This is a genomic window from Mesorhizobium ciceri WSM4083 (assembly GCF_000519305.1).
Classification (GTDB): Bacteria; Pseudomonadota; Alphaproteobacteria; order Rhizobiales; family Rhizobiaceae; genus Mesorhizobium; species Mesorhizobium ciceri_B.
Genome location: NZ_JAFG01000008.1, coordinates 200576 through 215998, shown reverse-complemented (window position 1 = coordinate 215998; position 15423 = coordinate 200576). Strand labels below are relative to the sequence as shown.

At 63.2% G+C, this 15423-nt stretch carries 19 protein-coding genes; 10 read left to right on the top strand and 9 right to left on the bottom strand.

Features of this window, described 5'->3' with window-relative positions; all coding sequences use genetic code 11:
- Nucleotides 1-25: 25 nt before the first annotated feature.
- On the bottom strand, nt 26-661 hold the full coding sequence (locus tag MESCI2_RS0119380) for an HD family hydrolase (protein WP_027038019.1): 636 nt from the start codon (nt 659-661) through the stop codon (nt 26-28).
- Nucleotides 661-1521: a YgfZ/GcvT domain-containing protein gene (locus MESCI2_RS0119375; protein WP_027038018.1), complete on the bottom strand. Its 861-nt coding sequence runs from the start codon at nt 1519-1521 to the stop codon at nt 661-663. Before MESCI2_RS0119375 ends, MESCI2_RS0119380 begins: the two co-directional genes overlap by 1 nt.
- Before the next feature lie 75 nt (nt 1522-1596).
- Between MESCI2_RS0119375 and MESCI2_RS0119370 the strand changes: the two genes are divergently transcribed.
- On the top strand, nt 1597-2928 hold the full coding sequence (locus MESCI2_RS0119370) for a dihydroorotase (RefSeq protein WP_027038017.1): 1332 nt from the start codon (nt 1597-1599) through the stop codon (nt 2926-2928).
- 35 nt (nt 2929-2963) lie between these two features.
- On the opposite strand, the gene MESCI2_RS0119365 is transcribed toward MESCI2_RS0119370, so the two are convergent.
- From MESCI2_RS0119365 to MESCI2_RS0119350, 4 genes are all read right to left on the bottom strand, one after another.
- The gene (locus tag MESCI2_RS0119365) at nt 2964-3752 is read right to left on the bottom strand and encodes a hypothetical protein (RefSeq protein ID WP_027038016.1); all 789 of its coding nucleotides are present in this window, start codon (nt 3750-3752) and stop codon (nt 2964-2966) included.
- Nucleotides 3753-3822: 70 nt separating this feature from the next.
- Nucleotides 3823-4080, bottom strand: coding sequence for a hypothetical protein (locus MESCI2_RS0119360; RefSeq protein ID WP_008874920.1), 258 nt, complete (start codon nt 4078-4080; stop codon nt 3823-3825).
- A 360-nt stretch (nt 4081-4440) separates the two neighbouring features.
- Nucleotides 4441-4818, bottom strand: a complete 378-nt coding sequence (locus MESCI2_RS0119355; protein WP_013532565.1) for a TIGR02301 family protein — start codon at nt 4816-4818, stop codon at nt 4441-4443.
- A gap of 82 nt (nt 4819-4900) precedes the next feature.
- Nucleotides 4901-5335: an NUDIX hydrolase gene (locus MESCI2_RS0119350; RefSeq protein WP_027038015.1), complete on the bottom strand. Its 435-nt coding sequence runs from the start codon at nt 5333-5335 to the stop codon at nt 4901-4903.
- A 127-nt stretch (nt 5336-5462) separates the two neighbouring features.
- Here MESCI2_RS0119350 and MESCI2_RS0119345 point away from each other — a divergent pair, with 127 nt between their 5' ends.
- On the top strand, nt 5463-6224 hold the full coding sequence (locus tag MESCI2_RS0119345) for an SOS response-associated peptidase (protein ID WP_027038014.1): 762 nt from the start codon (nt 5463-5465) through the stop codon (nt 6222-6224).
- A 70-nt stretch (nt 6225-6294) separates the two neighbouring features.
- Here the strand turns inward: MESCI2_RS0119345 and MESCI2_RS1000000137035 are convergent, their stop codons facing one another.
- The gene (locus MESCI2_RS1000000137035) at nt 6295-6450 is read right to left on the bottom strand and encodes a hypothetical protein (RefSeq protein ID WP_081738801.1); all 156 of its coding nucleotides are present in this window, start codon (nt 6448-6450) and stop codon (nt 6295-6297) included.
- A 389-nt stretch (nt 6451-6839) separates the two neighbouring features.
- Here MESCI2_RS1000000137035 and cysS point away from each other — a divergent pair, with 389 nt between their 5' ends.
- From cysS to MESCI2_RS0119300, 8 genes are all read left to right on the top strand, one after another.
- Nucleotides 6840-8276 carry a cysteine--tRNA ligase gene (cysS, locus tag MESCI2_RS0119335; protein ID WP_027038013.1) on the top strand — a complete coding sequence of 479 codons (1437 nt, stop codon included), beginning with the start codon at nt 6840-6842 and terminating at the stop codon, nt 8274-8276.
- Nucleotides 8273-8659, top strand: a complete 387-nt coding sequence (locus MESCI2_RS0119330; RefSeq protein ID WP_027038012.1) for a VOC family protein — start codon at nt 8273-8275, stop codon at nt 8657-8659. Before cysS ends, MESCI2_RS0119330 begins: the two co-directional genes overlap by 4 nt.
- 6 nt (nt 8660-8665) lie before the next feature.
- Nucleotides 8666-9157 (top strand): GFA family protein, encoded by a 492-nt coding sequence (locus MESCI2_RS0119325; RefSeq protein WP_027038011.1) that lies wholly within the window; start codon nt 8666-8668, stop codon nt 9155-9157.
- Nucleotides 9154-9630 (top strand): GFA family protein, encoded by a 477-nt coding sequence (locus MESCI2_RS0119320; protein ID WP_027038010.1) that lies wholly within the window; start codon nt 9154-9156, stop codon nt 9628-9630. The genes MESCI2_RS0119325 and MESCI2_RS0119320 overlap by 4 nt, the downstream gene beginning before the upstream one ends.
- Entirely contained in the window at nt 9627-10583 is a 957-nt protein-coding gene (gene pip / locus MESCI2_RS0119315) for a prolyl aminopeptidase (RefSeq protein ID WP_027038009.1), read from the top strand. Before MESCI2_RS0119320 ends, pip begins: the two co-directional genes overlap by 4 nt.
- Nucleotides 10580-12202: a citramalate synthase gene (cimA, locus tag MESCI2_RS0119310; RefSeq protein WP_197031571.1), complete on the top strand. Its 1623-nt coding sequence runs from the start codon at nt 10580-10582 to the stop codon at nt 12200-12202. The genes pip and cimA overlap by 4 nt, the downstream gene beginning before the upstream one ends.
- An 83-nt stretch (nt 12203-12285) precedes the next feature.
- Nucleotides 12286-13215, top strand: coding sequence for an EamA family transporter RarD (rarD, locus tag MESCI2_RS0119305; protein WP_027038007.1), 930 nt, complete (start codon nt 12286-12288; stop codon nt 13213-13215).
- A gap of 9 nt (nt 13216-13224) precedes the next feature.
- Nucleotides 13225-13911 (top strand): glutathione S-transferase family protein, encoded by a 687-nt coding sequence (locus tag MESCI2_RS0119300; RefSeq protein ID WP_027038006.1) that lies wholly within the window; start codon nt 13225-13227, stop codon nt 13909-13911.
- 17 nt (nt 13912-13928) lie between these two features.
- On the opposite strand, the gene MESCI2_RS0119295 is transcribed toward MESCI2_RS0119300, so the two are convergent.
- The gene (locus MESCI2_RS0119295; protein ID WP_027038005.1) at nt 13929-14927 is read right to left on the bottom strand and encodes a transporter; all 999 of its coding nucleotides are present in this window, start codon (nt 14925-14927) and stop codon (nt 13929-13931) included.
- Nucleotides 14928-15104: 177 nt separating this feature from the next.
- Nucleotides 15105-15395 (bottom strand): muconolactone Delta-isomerase family protein, encoded by a 291-nt coding sequence (locus MESCI2_RS0119290; protein ID WP_027038004.1) that lies wholly within the window; start codon nt 15393-15395, stop codon nt 15105-15107.
- Nucleotides 15396-15423: the final 28 nt, after the last annotated feature.

Here is a 15423-nt window from a genome sequence, read left to right as displayed (position 1 = left end):
GCCGCCGCCGGTTAATTTAGCGTTCTTAGCCGATTGCGGTCGCCGAAAGCTGATGCCGCGACGTCTCGATCGCCGAAAACCGTTTCAGAAACGCGTTCTGCGCCCAGGTTACCGAGCGTGGCGTGAAATCGAAGCGGTCGGCATTGAAACCGCGCGGACGGCCGAAGAACTCGGTCGCCTCGGCGGTCGAAAAACCGGCGAGCAGCGTTGCCTCGAAATAGGCGGCGATCTGGTCGGCGCGCTTGATCTCCTTGCGCAGCGCGGCAACTGGTTCAGGCGGCAGCGAGAAACGCAGATGGATGGCGCGCTGCAACCGCAACTCACAGTCCTTGTAGCTGCCGCCCATCACCGATTTGAACGGCGAGATCATGTCGCCGATGACATATTCGGGGGCGTCGTGCAGCAGGGCCGCCAACCGGGCGTCGGCCGAAGCCTCGGGCACCAGGTCGCGGAACAGCGCTTCGACCAGCAGCGAGTGCTGGGCAACCGAAAAGGCATGCTCGCCGCTGGTCTGGCCGTTCCAGCGGGCAACGCGGGCGAGCCCGTGCGCAATGTCCGAAATCTCGATGTCGAGCGGCGAGGGGTCGAGCAGGTCGAGCCGGCGGCCCGACAGCATGCGCTGCCAGGCGCGTGCCGGCGCGCCGACGCGGTCGGCCGCCATCAGGCCTCCTCCGCGCTGACGGCTTCCTGCGGGAAGGCGAATTTTGCCCAACCGGGAATGGCCAGCGTAACCGGAACGTCCCCGGCCATGATCGGCTGGCCGGCGTCGAGCGCCGCCTTGACCCGGTCGATGCGCGCAATGGCCAGACCGGCCGTGCCGGCGGTCGAGCCGAGCGTGCCAACCGGCCTGCCTGCGACGGTCAGTTCGGTGCCGGGCACGGGTAGGGGCCTGTCGGCCGAGGCAATCAGCACGCGCCGCCTGGCCGTGCCGCGATGCTGCATGCGCGAGACGACCTCCTGGCCGACATAGCAGCCCTTCTTGAAGCCGACGCCGCCGGTTTCGTCCAGCAGCACATCGTGAGGGAAGGCGTCTCCGAGTTGGTAGTCGCTGCCGCTTTCGGCAATGCCGCCGGCAATGCGGAAGGCATGCCATGCGGCAAGATCGCTGCGCTCTGCTGTTTCACCATAGGAATGCGTGACGGCACCCTTCGGAAAGCGTGTGTCGGCGGCCGCCGTTGAATCAGATTGTGAGGGTGTTGATTCATGTCCCCATGCGACGGTGACAAATGCCTGATCGGATTCGGCAATCTCGACCTTGGCGCGCAGTTTGTAGAGCGTCAGCCGGCGTATGAAATCGTCCGATATGTCGGCCCGGCATTCCAGCCGGAATGCATTCTCGCCGGTGCGGGAGATCAAGAAATCGAACAGGATCTTGCCTTGCGGCGTCAGCAGCGCACCGGGCTTGGCTTCGCCGGGAGCCAGGATGTCGAGATCGGTGGTCAGGATGTTCTGCAAAAAATGCTCGGCATCCGGACCTGATACGGAAATGAGGGCGCGGTCTTTGAGCTGGGCAAAGGGCATGGGCGGAAAAGCAACCTGATCTTGCAAAATGGTCGGCCTTTACGTAAGCCGCTGGCACTCCCCCCGCAAGAGAGCATGGCCATGATCTACGACCTCATCCTGACAGGCGGCACAGTGGTCAACCATGACGGCGAAGGGGCTCGCGACATCGGCGTGAAGTACGGGCGCATCGCTGCCATCGGCGATCTCCGCCAGGCCTCGGCCGGCGAGACGATCGACTGCCGCGGCCTGCATATCCTGCCGGGCGTCATTGACAGCCAAGTGCATTTTCGCGAGCCGGGGCTGGAGCACAAGGAAGATTTGGAAACGGGTTCGCGCGCGGCCGTGCTTGGCGGCGTCACTGCCGTGTTCGAGATGCCCAACACCAATCCGCTGACCACCAGCGAGGCAGCGCTTGCCGACAAGGTCCGGCGCGGCACGGATCGCATGCATTGCGATTTTGCCTTCTGGGTCGGGGGCACCCGCGAGAACGCCGGGGATGTCGGCGAGCTCGAGCGGCTGCCGGGTGCGGCCGGGATCAAGGTTTTCATGGGCTCGTCCACTGGCGATCTGCTGGTCGAGGATGACGAGGGCGTCGCGTCGATCCTCAGAAACACGCGCCGCCGTGCCGCCTTTCATTCGGAAGACGAGTTCCGGCTGCGCGAGCGCCTTGGCGAACGCATCGAAGGCGACCCGGCATCGCACCCTGTTTGGCGCGACGAGATCGCCGCCTTGCGCTGTACCGAACGGCTGGTACGCATCGCGCGAAATGCCCGTGCCCGCATCCATGTCCTGCACATCTCGACGGCCGAGGAAATTGTGTTCCTCGAACAACACAAGGATGTCGCGACCTGCGAGGCAACGCCGCATCATTTGACGCTGAGCGCCGACGACTATCTCAGGCTTGGCACGCTGATCCAGATGAACCCACCGGTGCGCGCCGCGCGCCATCGCGACGGCGTCTGGCATGGCATTGCGCAAGGCATCGTCGATGTGCTCGGCTCCGACCACGCGCCGCACACGCTGGCCGAGAAGGCAAAGCCCTATCCGGCCTCGCCGTCGGGAATGACCGGCGTGCAGACGCTGGTGCCGATCATGCTCGACCACGTCAACGCCGGCCGACTAACCTTGCAGCGCTTCGTCGACCTGTCCAGTCATGGCCCGCAGCGGATCTTCGGCATAGCCAGGAAAGGCCGCATCGCCGCCGGCTATGACGCCGACTTCACCATCGTCGACATGATGCGACGCGAGATAATCACCAATGCGCAGGCCGGCTCGAAAGCCGGCTGGACGCCTTATGATGGCAGGGAAGTGACGGGTTGGCCGGTCGGCACCGTCATTCGAGGCCGACGTGTCATGTGGGAGGGCGAAATCGTCACGCCAGGCCAGGGCAAAGCGGTGGAGTTTTCCGAGGCATTGCCCGTCTAGGCTCCCGGATCTCTACAAGGGCAGAGGCAGAAAGCTCAATCCCCGGCGACGAAGAACGACCACTGTCCGGCAGGCGTGATGCCGACACGGTAGAAGATATAGGCGCCGAACTGCTTCATGTCATTGAAATCGCCGGCGGTGACGATCTTGAACAGCTCGACCCGCTGCTCGGCGTCCAGCTTGTCCAGCGGCAGGGCGAAGAAATACGGCCACACATAGAGTTCTTGTGGCGTACCGGCATCGAGGTGGACGTAGCCGGCATTAAGCACCTCCTCCAGGATGGCCAGAATCTCTTGGCCGTCTGGGTCGCCGGAGAGGCCCTTGAGGAAGGCGATGGCGTCGCCGTCTATGTCGGTCAGCGATATCTGTGTCATGCTCTCGCCCGTGCCGATCAACGGCCGCAGCTTTTCGATATCGCCGCCCTTGCAGGCTTCGACGATCAAATCATGCATGCGCCGCACTGGTTCCGGCAGCTTGCCGAGATCGTAGACGACCTCAGGCACCGGCGTGTCCGGATCGACGCGCGGTCTGGTCACGCCGCCATCCGCCGGACTGTCCGGCTCGGCTTCGGCAGGAGCAGTCGGTTGGCTGGCCGGCGGCGGTGTTCCGACCGGGTTGGGCATCGGCACGGCGCTTCCGGGGGGCGACATGTCGTCGTGGGCCGGCGGCGTGACTGTCGGGGGGAGCTCTTCGCGCTTGATTTCGCTCAGCGCATAGGCGGGGCTGCTCGCGAGACACACAACCAGGGGAATCGCGGCAGAGCAAGCGGCGAAAGAGATGCGAAGGACCAAGCCACGCGGCTTGCCTGACATCGAAAAACTCACTGCCCGTTACTCCCTGCTTACGGGCATGACGCCCGAGCGGCATATTGCCGTCAAAGAACCGGACGTCGGTTCAGTGCCGCAGCCGTTCAGGTTCGAAGGCGCCAGCAATCACCTTTTCACGCATACGGTCGAGCAGGGCAAGGGCCGAGGTCTCGCCATTGGCGCGCAACATCTCGCCGAAGGCTGTTTCGAGTGCTGCTTCGGCAATGATCTCGGGCTCTATCCCGGCGGAGAGACCTTCCGCCCAGGCCTCGCTGTGGCTTTCCACGGCGGTCAGGCGTTTTTCTTCCCTGACCAGCGCGTCGATGTCGTTGACACCATGTTCCATAAGCGAATGTCCACCCTTTCAAGCAGCGATCCGTCGATGTGGATCAGGCCTGATCTGTTCATTTCACACGCAGGGACAATTAAGTATTTGTAAATACGACATTTTTTTGATCGTCTTTTACAAAGCCCGATTGCCTTGTGTGAAGCTGCGTTCAGCTCGAGTCAAACTTAGCCGATTGGGGCGGCCTGCGGGGCGAAAACCTTCAGTTTGAGTTAATTCCGCTTTCGCGCGGTAAGGTTTCGTTAATACTGTTGCAGAAGTGCAACATGAGGATTGCACCAAGATATCGCCGGGCGCAAGCCGGATATCTCAGTCGTCGTCGGCAGTGGTCCGGATAGCTGTTGATGAGCGGCCAAATGCCTAGTTGCCGTAACGCGAGGCGATGTCGCGCGACAGCGTCTCGCCTTCCTTCATGTAACGGCTGATGGCTTCGGTCGCCGAGGGCGTGCACCGCGTATAGGTGCCGCCGAAGGAGCGGTAGCCGCGATTGAAGCTGGCAATGAAGCGGGCGCGCCGCTCGGCGTCCGGATTTTCCGAATCGAGCAGTTTTGTCATCTCGACACGCCACTGGTCGCCCTTCTCGCCGCACAGATTGCGCAGGAAATGCAGCGAGCCCAGAACCTCCGCCAGCCGCATCAACCCAGGCTCGAACGGCGATTCGGCGCTGAGCGCGGGCCGTATCGAAACGGTCGCGCCGACCGCAAGACACACGGCGAGGAGCATGGACGGACGGTTCATAAGCCTTCTCTACCCAACGGCGGGGCTCTGCCAAACAGGATAAGTCTTTTTGGCGAAACAATTTGTCGCCTGCAAGGCGGTTTCAGGGCTTCGGCCCGTCGTCTCCGTCCGGGTCCAACAAGTCCTCGGCCACGGCGAACACCGAGCCGGCGAGCGGCAATGCCGCCATCTCGCTGAGCGTATAGAAGGCCGCCGTCTCTGCATCGTCGCTGGCTACGGCCTCGCCGCCGGCATAGGCGGCGCCGAAGACCGTGAGAAGATAATCGACCGGGTGGCTGTCATCCCGGCCGTCGATGTGGATTTCCCGCAGCGGGCGATAATTTGTGGCGCGCAAACCGGTTTCTTCCTGAAGTTCGCGCTCTGCCGCTGCCTCCAGCGTCTCGCCGGGTTCGATCTTGCCGCCCGGAAAGGCATAGAGCCCTTGCGAGGGTTGCCGGGCTCGCTTGACCAGAAGCACGGTGTCTGCCCGCACGACGGCGACCGAGACTGCCGGAAGTGTCTTGCGCGCTTCGTTCATGGGTTCCCGATCCGGCGTGTAGGCAGGTCTGTTGTGGACCGCCCAGCATGGGCAAGCTTTAGCGGTTGCGCAACGCCGGTTGCATCGCCACTTTCAAGCTGGATCATTCGAAGGGCGCCAATCGACAATGTGCGGACGTTTTGCCTTGACCGCGACGCCGGACCAGACCACCGCCTTGCTAGGCTTGGCGGAACTGGAGGATTTCCCGGCGCGCTACAACATCGCACCAACCCAGCCGATCCTGATGGCGGTCGCGGGCGCCCCGCGGGCGCCGGGCTCCAATCTGCCGGACCGGCAGCCAATGCTGGTGCGCTGGGGGCTGATCCCGACCTGGGTGAAGGATACACGCGAGTTTCCGCTGCTGTTCAACGCGCGCTCCGAAGGGGCTGCCGAAAAGGCGTCGTTCAAGGCCGCCATGCGCCATCGCCGCGCTTTGGTGCCAGCGTCCGGCTTTTATGAATGGCGGCAAACCGGCGGCAAGAAAGGTCAGCCTTACTGGATACGCCCAAGGAATGGCGGGCTGGTCGCCTTCGCCGGACTGATCGAGACCTATGCCGAGCCGGGTGGTTCGGAAATGGACACCGGCGCCATCCTGACCATCAACGCCAATGCCGACATCGCGCATATCCACGACCGCATGCCTGTGGTGATCGATCCCAGGGATTTCGCCCGTTGGCTGGATTGCCGCACGCTCGAGCCACGCGATGTCGCCGATCTGTTGCGGCCGGCTCAGCTCGATTTCTTCGAGGCCATTCCCGTCTCCGACCTCGTCAACAAGGTCGCCAACACCGGGCCGGAAATTCAGGAGCGGGGCGAGATCGGGCCGGAGCCCGAGAAGGTCAAGCGCCAGAAGCCCGGCGCGGACGACAGTCAGATGACGCTGTTCTAGCTGAACTGTTCTTCAGCGGCGCATGTCTGCGCCATTTGCCAGGCGCCCTTGGCGCAGGGCGCACACCACTTCAGGCGGCGCGGGGCGACACGATCTTCTGTACCGGCTTCTTCTTCTTCGCGGTGTGGAGGAGGGCGGCGACGATCGCGGCCGGGCCGATTGCGCGATAGTGGTTGGCCAGCGCCGGCTGCTTGGCGCGGTTGGCTTCCTGCTTGGTTCGGGGCATGTCTCTCTTCCCAGGTAACATTTTCGTGTCTGCGTTTGATGGCCGATTCTGACCAAATCGTGACGCCTGCTGATCTAGCCGGCGAATGTTTCATGACTGTGCCGACATGTTTAATAAAATGTTTCACTGGGTCATTACCTGTGATCCAGCGACGTTTTTGCCGAAACTTGCGACTTGACGGCAACACATGCCAAGGCGATAAAGCCGCCCATGAAAACGTCTTTCGCCATTTGTGGCATTTGCATTATTGGCTAGCCTCGCGCTGGTCCGGACGTTTTCGCCTCATCTTTCCCCAGATTGGACAAACGCCCCGGCCAGCAGGCTGGCGCCTGATTTGCGTTTCGCAAGGCTGGCTTCGTCAAATTGAGTTCTGAACCGGGAAGGCACGAATGTCCGACGCATCGCAGAGCCTGCGCCTCTACAACACGCTGACGCGGACGAAAGAGGATTTCGTTCCGATCGATCCTGACAATGTGCGCATGTATGTCTGCGGCCCGACCGTCTACGACTTTGCTCATATCGGCAATGCGAGGCCGGTGATCGTCTTCGACGTGCTGTTCCGCCTGCTGCGCCAAGTCTATGGCGAGGCGCACGTCACGTATGTGCGCAACATCACCGACGTCGACGACAAGATCAACGCCCGCGCGCTGCGTGATTTCGGCGCCGAGATCGCTTCCGGAACGCTCTCGCTCAACGAGGCGATCAGGCGGGTCACCGAAAAGACCGCCGACCAGTTCCACAGGGATGTCGCGGTTCTCGGCTGCCTGGAGCCGACGGTCGAACCGCGCGCCACCGAATTCGTCGAGCCCCGCGCCGACGGCAAGGTCGACATGATCACGTTGATTCAAAATCTGATCGAACGCGGCCATGCCTATGTTGCGGCGGGCGAAGTCCTGTTCGACACGGCGTCGATGCCGGACTACGGCCAACTGTCGAAGCGCAATCTCGACGAGCAGCAGGCTGGTGCTCGCGTCGCCGTCGACGCGCACAAGAAAAATCCCGGCGATTTTGTCCTTTGGAAGCTGTCGTCGCCGGAGGAGCCTGGCTGGAACTCGCCATGGGGCAGGGGTCGGCCGGGCTGGCACATCGAATGCTCGGCAATGTCGGCCGCCTATCTCGGCGAGGTGTTCGACATCCATGGCGGCGGCCTCGACCTGATCTTCCCGCACCATGAGAACGAGATCGCCCAGTCGCGCTGCGCCCATGGCACGGACGTGATGGCCAACATCTGGATGCACAACGGCTTCCTGCAGGTCGAAGGTCAGAAAATGTCGAAAAGCGTCGGCAATTTCTATTCGATCAACGAACTGCTCGAGACCGAGACGTTTGGCGGCCGCAAATGGCCGGGCGAGGTGCTGCGGTTGGCAATGCTGATGACGCACTATCGCGAACCGATCGACTTTTCCGTGCGCAAGCTGGAAGAGGCCGAGAACACGCTGCGCAAATGGAAGCGGGCGGCCGACCTTGCGCCGGCCGCCGCAGGACTGCTGCCCGTGCAGGTCATCGATGCCTTGTCGGACGATCTCGCAACCTATGCCGCCTTCCAGGTCCTGACCCAGTTGGCTGGCGAGGCAGCGGACGGCAACGATGCGGCGGCTGCGCTGAAGGCGTCGCTGCTGTTCCTCGGCTTCGATGTCGCGTCGGCGACGGTTGATGAAGACCACGTCGCCAAGGCAATCGCCAAGCGTCTCGCATTCATCGCCGCCAAGAACTGGGCCGAGGCCGACCGCATCCGCGACGAACTGCTGGCGCAAGGTGTACAGTTGAAGGACGGCAAGGATCCGGTCACCGGCGAACGCGTCACCACCTGGGAGGTAAAAAGATGATCGACCATCTTGGCATCACCGTTGCCGATTTCGATGCTTCGAAGGCTTTCTATGACAAGGCGATGGCGCCGCTTGGGGCCACGCTGCTCTATATGGTGCCGCTGGAATATACCGGCGGTGCCAAGGTCGGCGGCTATGGCCGTGACCGGCCGGTGTTCTGGCTGAGCACCGGCAAGGACAAGCCCAGGGATCACCAGCACGTCGCCTTCACCGCGCGCAGCCGCGCCGAGGTCGAAGCCTTCCATGCCGCGGCACTTGCCGCCGGCGGCAAGGACAATGGCGGGCCGGGTCTGCGCCCGCACTATCATCCGGACTACTACGCCGCCTTCGTCTTCGATCCCGACGGCAACAATGTCGAGGCCGTCTGCCATGCGCCGGAGTGATCAGTGATGAGCCTCGACAACCGGCCGATCTACACCGGCGGCTGCCAGTGCGGCGCGGTGCGCTTTCGCGTTGAAGGAGCACTCGGCGACGCTTCGGTTTGCCATTGCCGCATGTGCCAGAAGGCGTTCGGCGCGTTCTACGCCCCGCTGGTTTCGGTGCGTGGCGCCCGGCTCGACTGGACGCGCGGCGAGCCGAAATACTTCCGTTCCTCCAACCATGTCGATCGCGGTTTTTGCGCCGATTGCGGCACGCCGCTGACCTTCACCGCGCCGGACGGCGTTGGTCTGGCCATTGGTGCGTTCGACAATCCGGCGGAGATCGTGCCGTTGATCCAATGGGGCACCGAGGCAAAACTTCCCTATGTCGATACGATCCCGCAATTGCCGGGCGAGGAGACCATGGCCGACATGGCGTCGGCCTCCTATCTGGCCGATCTCGTTTCCTACCAGCACCCGGACCACGACACCGAACAATGGCCGCCAAAGGAAAAATCATGACCGATCAGGTGAGAACCGGCGGCTGCCAGTGCGGCGCCGTGCGCTTCCGCATTCATGGAGCGCTCGGCCGTCCCTCGATCTGCCATTGCCGCATGTGCCAGAAGCAGTTCGGCTCGTTCTTCGGAGCGCTGGTCACGGTGCCCAGGGACGGCGTCGAATGGACTCATGAAGAGCCGAGCTATTTCCAGTCGTCGGTCAACATCGACCGCGGTTTCTGCGCCCGCTGCGGCACGCCGCTGACATATCGGCAGCCCGGCGGACTGGAAATCGCCATCGGCGCCTTCGATGACCGCTCGGATCTGGCACCGCAGATCCAGGTCAACTACGCCGCGCGGCTGCCCTGGGTGGAGACGATCTTCGATCAGCCCGTCCACCAGGATCCCGACTACTATAACAGGCAGGAATCCATCATCTCCTTCCAGCACCCCGACCATGAAACAGCGGACTGGCCGACCAAAGGTTTACAACTATGAGCAGTCAAATGCGTACCCTCTATCCGGAGATCGAGGCGTTCGATTCCGGCATGCTCGATGTCGGCGACGGCCATCAGGTCTACTGGGAGCGTTCCGGCACCAAGGGCGCCAAGCCGGCGGTGTTCCTGCATGGCGGGCCGGGCGGCACCATTTCCCCAAAACACCGGCGGCTGTTCGACCCGAAGCTCTACGATGTCATCCTGTTCGACCAGCGCGGCTGCGGAAAATCGACGCCCAACGCCTCGCTCGAAGCCAATACGACCTGGCACCTGGTCGCCGACATCGAACGCCTGCGCGAAATGGCCGGCTTCGACAAATGGCTGGTGTTCGGCGGCTCCTGGGGGTCGACGCTTGCGCTCGCCTATGCCGAGACGCACCCCGAACGCGTCAGCGAACTGGTGGTGCGCGGTATCTACACGCTGACGCGTGCGGAACTCGAATGGTACTACCAGTTCGGCGTCTCGGAAATGTTCCCGGACAAATGGGAGCGCTTCCTGGCACCGATCCCGGAGGCCGAGCGCGGCGACATGATGGCCGCCTACCGCAAGCGGCTGGTCGGCACGGATCGCAAGGCGCAGATCGAGGCGGCCCGCGCCTGGAGTCTGTGGGAGGGCGAGACGATCACGCTGTTGCCCGAGCCGGAGACTAGCGGACCTTTTGGGCAGGACGACTATGCTGTCGCCTTTGCCCGCATCGAGAACCACTATTTCGTCCATGCCGGCTGGCTTGAGGAAGGGCAGTTGCTGCGCGACGCGCACAGACTGAGCGACATTCCCGGCACCATCGTCCATGGCCGCTACGACATGCCGTGCCCGGCGCGCTATGCCTGGGCGCTGCACAAGGCCTGGCCGAAGGCGGATTTCCACCTGATCGAGGGTGCCGGTCACGCTTATTCGGAGCCGGGTATCCTCGATCGGCTGATCCGCGCGACGGACAAGTTTGCAGGCAAATGACCATGACCCGCGAGCGCCTCTATCTCTTCGACACCACATTGCGCGATGGCCAGCAGACGCCGGGCATCGACTTTTCCGTCGAGGACAAGATCGCCATCGCCAAACTGCTCGACGCTTTCGGCCTCGACTATGTCGAGGGCGGCTATCCCGGCGCCAACCCGACCGACACAGCCTTCTTCCAGGAGAAGCGCACGGAGCGCGCCAAATTCGTCGCCTTCGGCATGACCAAGCGGGCAGGGGTGTCGGCATCCAACGATCCCGGCCTTGCGTCACTTGTGCAGTCGAAGTCGGATGCCATCTGCTTCGTCGCCAAGAGCTGGGACTACCATGTCCGTGTCGCGCTCGGCTGCACCAATGAGGAGAACCTCGACGCCATCAAGGCCTCCGTCGAGGCGGCGATCGCCGCCGGCAAGGAGGCATTGGTCGACTGCGAGCACTTCTTCGATGGCTTCAAGGCCAATCCCGATTATGCGCTGGCCTGCGCCAGGACCGCCTATGATGCCGGCGCGCGCTGGGTGGTGCTGTGCGACACCAATGGCGGCACGCAGCCGTCGGAAGTCCGCGCCATCGTCGAGAAGGTTATCTCGTCGGGTATTTCAGGCGATCATCTGGGCATCCATGCCCATGACGACACCGGCCAGGCGGTCGCGAATTCCCTCGCCGCTGTCGAGGCCGGCGCGCGCCAGATCCAGGGCACGCTCAACGGGATCGGCGAGCGCTGCGGCAACGCCAATTTGATCTCGATCGTGCCGACGCTGGCGCTGAAACCGGCCTTCGCCGATCGTTTCGACACCGGTATTTCGGCTGAGGCGCTGACCGGCATTTCGCGCCTGTCGCGCGCCTTCGACGAACTCCTGAACCGAGCGCCAGAGGCGCAGGCGCCCTATGTCGGGGCTTCGGCCTTCGCCACCAAGGCGGGAATCCATGCCTCCGCACTGGCCAAGGAGCCGGCAACCTATGAGCATGTGCCTCCGGAAACGGTCGGCAACCGCCGCCGTGTCATGGTCTCGGATCAGGGCGGCAAGGCGAATTTCCTCGCCGAACTGAGGCGACGCGGCATCGAGGTGCCGAAGGACGACCACCGGCTCGACGCGCTGATATCGGTGGTCAAGGAGCGCGAGGCCGAGGGCTATGCCTATGAAGGCGCCGATGCCAGTTTCGAGCTCCTGGCGCGCAAGATGCTGCACGGCCTGCCGGAGTTCTTCAACGTCACCTCGTTCCGCTGCATGGTCGAGCGCCGCTTCGACGCCAACGGCCAGCTGAAGACGGTCTCCGAAGCGATCGTCAAGGTGGTGGTCGACGGCGAGGAGAAGATGTCGGTGGCCGAGGGGCATGGTCCGGTCAACGCGCTCGACATCGCGCTGCGCAAGGATCTCGGCAAGTTCCAGGGCGAGATCGCGGACATGGAGCTGGCCGACTTCAAGGTGCGTATCCTCAATGGCGGCACCGAGGCGATCACCCGCGTTCTGATCGAATCGCATGACGGCACCGGCGCGCGCTGGTGGACGGTCGGCGTTTCCGAAAACATCATCGACGCCTCGTTCCAGGCGCTGATGGATTCCATCGTCTACAAGCTGATGAAGAACCGCGAGATGGCCGGGCTGGTGGCCGCCGAATAGGGTTGAACCATCAGCGAAAGTCCATTGATCCATCAGAACTTTGCGATGGTCTTGCCAAGGTGACTGGGCCATAGCGTTGGCCCATGGCCACTGAAGCAATTACCCTGGACGCGGATTCCAAGGCCCGGCGCGGCTTTCTGCTGGCGCTCGGCGCCTATCTCTTGTGGGGATTGCTGCCCTTCTACATGAAGGCGGTCGCTCATCTGCCGCTCGCCGAAGTCATTGCCCATCGCATCGTCTGGTCGGTGCCGATCGCCGCCGCCGTTCTGATCTGGGCCGGCCGCACGGCGGATTTCAAGGCGGCACTGCGTTCGCCGCGCACCATCGCCATGGCCGCGCTGACGGCGGCGCTGATTTCGGTCAACTGGGGCATCTATGTCTGGGCGATTGCCGTCGACCGCACTGTCGAGACAGCGCTCGGCTACTACATCAATCCACTGGTCAACGTCGTCGTCGGCGCGCTGCTGCTGGGCGAGCGGCTCGACCGGCTGCAGATCGCGGCGGTGGTGCTGGCGGCCGTCGCCGTCACGGTGCTGACCGTCGAGGGCGGCAAGCTGCCCTGGGTGTCGCTGGCGCTGGCGTTTTCCTTCGCCGCCTACGCCTTCTTCCGCAAGACGTTGCCGATCGGACCGAGCCAGGGATTTTTGCTCGAAGTCCTTCTGCTGTCGGTGCCGGCACTTGGCTACATCGTCTATCTAATCGCGACCGAACAGGACCATATCGTATCCAGCAGTGGCACCGATACGGCATTGCTGATCGGCTGCGGTCCGGTCACATCGATCCCGCTGCTGCTGTTTGCGTTCGGCGCGAGGCTGCTGCGGCTGTCCACCATCGGCATCATGCAGTACATCGCGCCGACCATTGTGTTTCTGATCGCCGTGCTGATCTTCGACGAGCCTTTCGGCACCACCCAGGCGATTGCCTTTGGCCTGATCTGGACAGCGCTCGCGATGTATTCCTGGTCGATGTTCCGTGGCCGCGAGATCCGGCCGGCGGTGCCGGCTGCAAGGTAAGGATCTCCTATGTACCTGCTGCATATCGCCAACAAGAATTATTCCTCATGGTCGCTGCGGCCCTGGGTGTTGATGCGAGAGCTGAACATCCCGTTCGAGGAACGGCTGACGCCATTCCCGACCGGATCGAGTTGGAGCCTCTACCGGCCGTTCTCCCCGAGTGGCCGGGTGCCGTGCCTGATCGACGATGGTTGGGCGGTCTGGGATTCGCTGGCCATCACCGAGTATCTTGCGGAGCGCCATCATGGTGTGTGGCCCATCGAAGCCAAGGCGCGCGCCTGGGCACGCTCGGCCGCCGCCGAGATGCATTCAAGCTTCACCGCATTGCGCGGCGCCTGTCCGATGAATTGCGGCGTGCGGGTAAAGCCGTTTCCGATGTCCGATGCGCTGAAGCAGGACATCTTTCGCCTCGGCGATCTCTGGAACGATGGCCTTGCCCGTTTCGGCGGGCCGTTTCTGGCCGGCGCTCATTTCACCGCCGTCGACGCTTTCTTTGCCCCTGTGGCGTTCCGCGCCCAGTCCTATGGGCTCTCCTTCGAGGGTGCGGCTGCAGCCTATCCAACGCAATTGATTGCCCTGCCGGCGATGCGCGAATGGTATGCGGCTGGCTTGGCCGAGACCTGGCGCGAGCCCGACCACGAAGCGGAAGCCGCCGCCGCCGGCACCGTCATCGAGGATCTTCGCGCCTCGGCGTGAAAGTCGCCGGGCGGGCGTTACATCTGTCCGAGCCGCCTGACAAAGAGATAGGTCGCGCCCGCGATCACCATCGCTACCGCCGTCACCACCCAGAAGCCCATTGGCGTGTCGACCAGCGGCAGGCCGCCGACATTCATGCCGAACAGGCCCGAGATGATGGTCATCGGCAACAGCACCGCCGTCATCACCGACAGTACGTACAGCAGCCGGTTCGACTGCGTCGTCAGCTTGGCCATAAGCTCGTCCTGCAACAGCCGGGCGCGTGCCTGCAATTGTTCGCCATCATAGTGCAGCGTCTGCGCCCTGTGTGAAAGACGCGCGGCCATGTCGTTGATGCTGTCGGGCAGGTCGTTACGGTGCGAGTGGTCGAGATGGCGAAACAGATTGGTCAGCGTCGCCATCTGCCTGTGGATCACCACCAGATGCCGGCGCGCGTCGACGAGGGATTGCCGTTCATTGTGCCATGCGTCGCAGACGATGCGATCCTCGATCCCGTCGAGGCTGTCGCCGAGTGCCGCAAGTTCAGCCACCATGCCGTCAAAAGACTGGCCGACAACCGCCTCGATCAACTCGGCCGGCGAGCGGAACTTGCGCGATCCATTCTCGATCGCCTTGCGGATGTTGTCGACCGACTGCAGCGGTTGCTTGCGGGCGCCGACCAGCATCGTGTCGTTGAGCGCGAAGCGGAAATGGCCAAGCCCGCCCGCTTCCGCCGAATAGTCATGGCGCAGGTCCGGCAGATCGCCATAGAGCCAGTCGTCCTCGAGGTCGATGTGGCAGCCATGGCTGGCGGACAGGAAAGCTTCGCGCACCGGTGCCGGCAAAGCCTGATCGGCGCCGATCTCATGGCGGGCCCGCATGTCGGAAAGCTGGTAGCTGCGCCATGTCCAGTGCGCGGCGGCGGCGTCCCTGGTTCGCACGCCCTCAGCGGTGAAATGATAGATGAAGAACAGTCCGTGCTCGTCGGGCAGGTAAGGCGACAGGTCGGTGCCTTCCGGGGCGAGAGTGATATCCATGGGGCGGTGCCAGATGCATGTTCCGAAGATGGCACCGCAGGGCGGCTGCCTGGCCTTGATTTCTAGCACGAGCGAACCCGGTTTCGTGTGACGGTTTCTTGACAGAAGATCACAGTCTGTCGATCACCTACGTCAATCCGGTGGTGACGCCTTCGCCACCCCCGGATTGTGCCCCGGTCAGTGCTTCGGGCCGAAGCCGGGGTAGGGCTTGAGCGGCACGATTGCGGCAATGTCCATCATGCCGGCCTTGACCAAAGGCAAGGTGGCGAGGTGGGCGCGAACCTCTGCATCGTCAGCAGCCTCGAGCATCATGCCGCTGCCCGGGATGTCGCCTCGGTTCCACACCTGGCGTATCGCCCCTTCGGCGTAGAGCGTGCGCCGCTGTTCGGCTTCGCTGGGCAGCAGTGGCGCGAAATCGGCATCGGCAAATTTTTCGGTGTTGCGGGTGAGAAGGGCAAAGAACTGCATGGCGATCTCCTTTGGTTGGATGGCCCGA

Excerpts from the sequence above, each read along its gene's own strand:
- MESCI2_RS1000000137035 (WP_081738801.1), bottom strand. The coding sequence starts at position 6,450 with ATGCCCCGAACCAAGCAGGAAGCCAACCGCGCCAAGCAGCCGGCGCTG.
- MESCI2_RS0119345 (WP_027038014.1), top strand. The coding sequence starts at position 5,463 with ATGTGCGGACGTTTTGCCTTGACCGCGACGCCGGACCAGACCACCGCC.
- MESCI2_RS0119300 (WP_027038006.1), top strand. The coding sequence starts at position 13,225 with ATGTACCTGCTGCATATCGCCAACAAGAATTATTCCTCATGGTCGCTG.
- MESCI2_RS0119360 (WP_008874920.1), bottom strand. The coding sequence starts at position 4,080 with ATGGAACATGGTGTCAACGACATCGACGCGCTGGTCAGGGAAGAAAAA.
- cimA (WP_197031571.1), top strand. The coding sequence starts at position 10,580 with ATGACCATGACCCGCGAGCGCCTCTATCTCTTCGACACCACATTGCGC.
- MESCI2_RS0119350 (WP_027038015.1), bottom strand. The coding sequence starts at position 5,335 with ATGAACGAAGCGCGCAAGACACTTCCGGCAGTCTCGGTCGCCGTCGTG.
- MESCI2_RS0119330 (WP_027038012.1), top strand. The coding sequence starts at position 8,273 with ATGATCGACCATCTTGGCATCACCGTTGCCGATTTCGATGCTTCGAAG.
- MESCI2_RS0119375 (WP_027038018.1), bottom strand. The coding sequence starts at position 1,521 with ATGCCCTTTGCCCAGCTCAAAGACCGCGCCCTCATTTCCGTATCAGGT.
- MESCI2_RS0119295 (WP_027038005.1), bottom strand. The coding sequence starts at position 14,927 with ATGGATATCACTCTCGCCCCGGAAGGCACCGACCTGTCGCCTTACCTG.
- rarD (WP_027038007.1), top strand. The coding sequence starts at position 12,286 with ATGGCCACTGAAGCAATTACCCTGGACGCGGATTCCAAGGCCCGGCGC.
- cysS (WP_027038013.1), top strand. The coding sequence starts at position 6,840 with ATGTCCGACGCATCGCAGAGCCTGCGCCTCTACAACACGCTGACGCGG.
- MESCI2_RS0119325 (WP_027038011.1), top strand. The coding sequence starts at position 8,666 with ATGAGCCTCGACAACCGGCCGATCTACACCGGCGGCTGCCAGTGCGGC.
- MESCI2_RS0119355 (WP_013532565.1), bottom strand. The coding sequence starts at position 4,818 with ATGAACCGTCCGTCCATGCTCCTCGCCGTGTGTCTTGCGGTCGGCGCG.
- MESCI2_RS0119380 (WP_027038019.1), bottom strand. The coding sequence starts at position 661 with ATGGCGGCCGACCGCGTCGGCGCGCCGGCACGCGCCTGGCAGCGCATG.
- MESCI2_RS0119320 (WP_027038010.1), top strand. The coding sequence starts at position 9,154 with ATGACCGATCAGGTGAGAACCGGCGGCTGCCAGTGCGGCGCCGTGCGC.
- MESCI2_RS0119290 (WP_027038004.1), bottom strand. The coding sequence starts at position 15,395 with ATGCAGTTCTTTGCCCTTCTCACCCGCAACACCGAAAAATTTGCCGAT.
- MESCI2_RS0119370 (WP_027038017.1), top strand. The coding sequence starts at position 1,597 with ATGGCCATGATCTACGACCTCATCCTGACAGGCGGCACAGTGGTCAAC.
- pip (WP_027038009.1), top strand. The coding sequence starts at position 9,627 with ATGAGCAGTCAAATGCGTACCCTCTATCCGGAGATCGAGGCGTTCGAT.